This is a genomic window from Geomonas sp., from assembly GCF_056994735.1.
In genome coordinates this window covers 1-1,586 of sequence record NZ_JBXKJL010000412.1, presented here as the reverse complement: position 1 = coordinate 1,586, position 1,586 = coordinate 1, and the positions used below count along the sequence as shown (strand labels likewise).

General features: G+C 34.7%; 3 protein-coding genes. All 3 read right to left on the bottom strand.

Annotation, left to right across the window (positions count from 1 at the left end; translation table 11 throughout):
* A partial coding sequence (locus AC11W3_RS17520) for a hypothetical protein (RefSeq protein WP_484093455.1) occupies window positions 1-816 on the bottom strand: 816 nt, incomplete at its 3' end.
* A 12-nt stretch (window positions 817-828) separates the two neighbouring features.
* A complete protein-coding gene (locus AC11W3_RS17515; RefSeq protein ID WP_484093454.1) occupies window positions 829-1,104 on the bottom strand; it encodes a hypothetical protein in 276 nt (91 codons plus the stop codon).
* A gap of 38 nt (window positions 1,105-1,142) precedes the next feature.
* A partial coding sequence (locus AC11W3_RS17510) for a hypothetical protein (protein ID WP_484093453.1) occupies window positions 1,143-1,586 on the bottom strand: 444 nt, incomplete at its 5' end.

Genomic DNA, 1,586 nt, shown 5'->3' with positions numbered 1-1,586 from the left:
ATCATGCCTTTTTACTGCTTTGTATGCTCCACCTGCTACTTTAACATAAGTGTATTCACTATAGTCAAGTATTGCAGTTTCTTCATCAACTTCTTCTACCTCTTTTAGCTTTGTTTGGCTTACTGTTGGTTTTTGTGCTACGGTTGCCACGGTTGTTTCGTTTTTTTTAGCCACACCATGACCATAGTAATCATCTTCATCCCAACCATAATAACTTCTAGCAGTTGCTTTACCAACGCCACCATATGCATAGGTAAATTCTGATACTTTCTCTTTGATTTCTGCTTTGATAGCTTCTTCAAGATGTTCAGTAGGTACTTTATATTCGCACCACTTAATATTTTTGTACTGCACTTGTTGTTTGAAATCAAACAGAGAAAACTCCATTTCACCATTCTTATTGGCAATAACACGCAAGAACCACTCATTTGCATCTGCAAAAGTATTCATTTGTGAATTATCCTGTGCTGAAGGTGAAACTGTCATGTTTACATGGCTGTGCCCCCAAAGTTTCAAACCGTTTATTATTCTCTCTGCATTGTCAGGATTATTGACAAACAAATCAGTAACAAACTCTGCTATACCTCCAGGTGTAATTTCACAAGTTGCAGAATGTACTTGTTGTTTAAATAGGTATACATCTTCTACCAAAAACTTGTTATCAAATTTTGATACAAGACCTAACCAACCTATCTCTTTACTACATTCCTTAACGTAGTAGTACATCTTTTCTAATGCTAATGGCATTATAAATACTATCGGGTCAACCTTTGCTCCCGTTATCACTGGAACTGCATCCTTTCTTTCCTTGAACATTTAATGTTCCTCCTACCTTTTAATATATTTTTCATTACGTTTACTAAAGCTTTTTGGCAATTCAAGTAAATCTATTAAGTCAGCACGTGTGTAATTACCTTCCATATTATTTATTCTCTCATGTACTACACACATACTCATTGAGTTTGCATGTCTTTCATCAACTCTTACCATTCTTCTAACTATATACATTTCATTATTTCTTTCTGATGATACACTTCTACCATCACTTCCAGTTACATTCTTTACAAACACTTTCATTCCTGGTATCATGTTCTGTGCTAACACTTTATTCACCTCTTAAAAAGGAGGGACTAGGCTTACGCCTAATCACTACTTAATTTGTATTTACCTTTTTCTACTACATTTCCATCCTTGTCTATTTCATCCCAACGCCAAAAGTTTTTTCCAGCAGGGTCGCCAAGATTTACAGATTCAAGGTAGTTAATTAACACATCAGCTAATACTCCCCATTGATACTGGTCAACGCAATCAGCAATTAATGAACCTGCTGAACCAAGACATGGACTACCATTATGACTTACATGTGGGTGGTTATCCTTTGCTCCCCAATAAGACTTTCTCTTATTTTCTTCATCTAAGTTAAAGAACTTAACATCACCATTAGATATATTAACGCATATATTGTATCTACCAAACTTGTACTTTCTGTTCTTTCCATCAGGACATTGTACATTTGAATACAATACATCTGTATATATATTTATCTTACCATTTGTGTCAATGTCAATTCTCTTAACTTTCTTATT